A 2,655-nucleotide genomic window follows, 5' to 3' on the forward strand; every position below is an offset into this window, starting at 1 on the left:
CGCCGAGCATCCGCTCGCCGCGGGCGTACCGGTCGACGTGCGCGGCACCGGCTCGACCTGCCCGACCGCGCGCTGGTCACGGCGCTGCTGCGCCCGCCGCTGCGGCTGCGCGACGGCCTGGTCACCGCCGCCGGGCAGCACACGCTGCCCGATCCGGTGGCGCGGGCGGTGGACCGGGTCCGGGCCGAGTACGGCGACCGACCGTTCCAGGCGCCCGAGGCGCACCACCTGGCCGACCTCGGGCTCGGCCCCCGCGAGATCGGCGCCGCCGTCCGGGCCGGCGCGCTGCTGAAGCTCGCCGAGAACGTGGTGCTGCTCCCCGGCGCCCCGGACGACGCGGTACGCGTGCTGGCCGGGCTGCCGCAGCCGTTCACGCTCAGCGCCGCCCGGCAGGCGCTCGGCACCACCCGCCGGGTGGCGGTGCCGCTGCTGGAGCTGCTGGACCGGCGCGGCGCCACCCGGCGGCTGCCCGACGACGCCCGCGAGGTGCTCCGCCCGCCGGGCTGACGCAACAGGCGTCGCCCGCCCGCTCCGGTCACCTACCGTGACGCCATGGACCCTTCCGCGGTCTGGCGGGACAAGAACCACAAGTGGCGGATCGAGGCGTACCGCGCACCGGACCTGAGGTTCGCCATCTACGCCACGAACGGCCCCACCGAGTCGGCGCCGCTGTGGCTGTTCGGGATGGCCGCGCTGGCCCGCTGGCTGATGACCCACGCGATCTCCCTGGACGACCTGGAGACGGACTGACACCCGGACGGGGGACGGCCGCCCGATCCCCGCCCCGGGCGGCGCCGCCGGTCGTACGGTGCGGGCGTGAAGGACAGGGGACTGCGTACGTTCATCACCGTGCTGGCCGGACTGGCCGTGATCTACTTCGGCTTCTCGGGAAGCCGCGACAGCGGCGGGGAGGGCGGCGTCTCCGGCGGTGTGGTGCTGCTCGCGCTGCTCGCCGCGCTGCTGGCCTGGAACCTGACCAAGCCCGGGCCGGCCAAGTAGCGCTCTCAGCGCGCCGTGGCGGCGCTGCGGCTCACCTCGCCGGCCGACTCCTCGCCCAGCGCCACCCGCACCAGCGCCGACGCCAGCCGCCCGAAGTCGGCCTCGCCGACCAGCCCGACCAGGTCGCCGGGGCTCGCCGGCAGGCCCAGCCGTTTCGCCCCGGCCAGCGTGCGCCGGTCGGCGTACGGGCGCACGTCCGGCCACACCGACTGCGCCTCGCGCAGGAAGATGTCCGCCCCGGTGGGGCCGATGCCGGGGAACTCGGTGAGAAACCGGCGCAGCGCGGCCCGGTCGGCGCCGGCTTCCTGGTGCAGCCGGCGCAGGTCGCCGTGCCAGCGGTCCAGGCAGAGCCGGGCGCCGGTGCCGAGCATGGTCGCGGTCCGCTCGTCGTAGCGCCGGTAGTGGCCCCGGCCCAGCGCGTCGACCCGGTCCTGCCAGCTCGCCGCCTCCATCGTCTGCGGGGTGCGGTAACCGGCGGCGAACAGCTCCCGGGCGGCGGCCACCGCCACCGACGCCCGGATCCGGGTGCTCAGCAGCGTGGTGAGCACCAGCAGCTGGTAGAGCGGGCCGGGCCGGTCGGCGAGGGTGATCCCCGCCTCCTCCGCGTACGTGCGGGACTGCCGGTCCAGCAGAGCGCGCGCGACGTTGCGATCGTCTGGCATCCATCCGGCTTACCCGTCCCGGCCCCGGCCAGACCCCCGCGCCGATCCGGAATGCGCCGGGCGGCGACGGGTACGCCTGTCTGGTGCGCGGCCGACGGCCGTGCGCCCCACCGGGAAGGAGAGAGCCGTGGTCAAGCCGCAGCAGGAGGAACTGCGCCGGAACGATCTCGGCGCCACCAGCCAGGACAGCCGCAAGACGGCCACCCAGGCGGGCGGCCGTTCGCGGAGCCGGGGCACGTCGAACGCCGACGCGGGACGGCCCGTTCCGAAGGGTCAGGTGTCGCCGTACGGTCCGGCCGGTGAGCCGGTTGCCGACGACGAGAGCTAACCGCGAGCCGACGCCGGCCGCAGCCGCCGCCAGGTGGCTGCGGCCGACAGCCCGTACGCCAGGTGCGGGATCAGGTCGGAGACCCAGTCGGCGCGCCGCCAGGTACGCGGGTCGGTCACGCCCAGCACCGTCATCGAGCCGTCCGAGGTGGCCATCACCCCACCGCCGAGCAGCACCGTGGCCAGCGGCAACGGGATCCGCCGTTGTCCGGCGAGCAGACCGAACGCGGCCCCCGCGGCGATGCCTGTGGCGTACCCGAGCAGTGGCCCCAGACCGGAACGGCGGTTCGCCGCCTCGTCGCCGGGGCCCAGGTCGACGTGCGTGACGTCGGCCAGCCGTCCGGCCACCGACTCCGGGGTGCTGCTCGCCGGCCGCGCCCGCAGCGCCATGTCGAGGTAGGAGACCGCGTTGAGCACGGCGCTGCCGACGGCGCCCGCGATGGCGCCGTCGACGGCGGATGCCGCTCTCACTTCGGGTCACCCGGTTCCCGGTTGTCCTTGGGTTTTTTGGTCCGTTCGCCCCGGATTTTTGTCGTGCGTTGCCCACGGTCGTCCTGCAGGATCCGGTTGGCGACCTGGTTGGCCTCCTTGTCGGTGGCGCGCCCGGACTGCTCGACGAGGTCGCGCAGCCGTGCCCGTTGCTTGTCGTACGCGTTGCTGCCCGGAC

At 75.4% G+C, this 2,655-nt stretch carries 6 protein-coding genes and 1 pseudogene; 4 read left to right on the forward strand and 3 right to left on the reverse strand.

Annotated features, from left to right (window positions below; genetic code table 11):
• The 3 genes and pseudogenes from MCBG_RS03970 to MCBG_RS03980 all read left to right on the forward strand — a co-directional run.
• Positions 1-507, forward strand: a pseudogene (locus MCBG_RS03970) (SelB C-terminal domain-containing protein); the annotation flags it as partial.
• Between the two features lie 45 nt (positions 508-552).
• Entirely contained in the window at positions 553-750 is a 198-nt protein-coding gene (locus tag MCBG_RS03975) for a hypothetical protein (protein ID WP_030503909.1), read from the forward strand.
• A gap of 66 nt (positions 751-816) precedes the next feature.
• The gene (locus tag MCBG_RS03980) at positions 817-999 is read left to right on the forward strand and encodes a hypothetical protein (protein ID WP_043323969.1); all 183 of its coding nucleotides are present in this window, start codon (positions 817-819) and stop codon (positions 997-999) included.
• A 5-nt stretch (positions 1,000-1,004) separates the two neighbouring features.
• On the opposite strand, the gene MCBG_RS03985 is transcribed toward MCBG_RS03980, so the two are convergent.
• Complete coding sequence (locus tag MCBG_RS03985) at positions 1,005-1,661, reverse strand: hypothetical protein (RefSeq protein WP_043323971.1); 657 nt, start codon at positions 1,659-1,661, stop codon at positions 1,005-1,007.
• 127 nt (positions 1,662-1,788) lie between these two features.
• Here MCBG_RS03985 and MCBG_RS03990 point away from each other — a divergent pair, with 127 nt between their 5' ends.
• Positions 1,789-1,989 (forward strand): hypothetical protein, encoded by a 201-nt coding sequence (locus tag MCBG_RS03990; RefSeq protein ID WP_043323973.1) that lies wholly within the window; start codon positions 1,789-1,791, stop codon positions 1,987-1,989.
• Here the strand turns inward: MCBG_RS03990 and MCBG_RS03995 are convergent.
• Positions 1,986-2,459, reverse strand: coding sequence for a hypothetical protein (locus tag MCBG_RS03995; RefSeq protein ID WP_043323975.1), 474 nt, complete (start codon positions 2,457-2,459; stop codon positions 1,986-1,988). The two genes, MCBG_RS03990 and MCBG_RS03995, sit on opposite strands and share 4 nt — an antisense overlap.
• A partial coding sequence (locus MCBG_RS04000; RefSeq protein ID WP_043323977.1) for a hypothetical protein occupies positions 2,456-2,655 on the reverse strand: 200 nt, incomplete at its 5' end. The genes MCBG_RS04000 and MCBG_RS03995, both read right to left, overlap by 4 nt.

Source organism: Micromonospora sp. M42 (genome assembly GCF_000568915.1).
GTDB lineage: Bacteria > Actinomycetota > Actinomycetes > Mycobacteriales > Micromonosporaceae > Micromonospora > Micromonospora chalcea.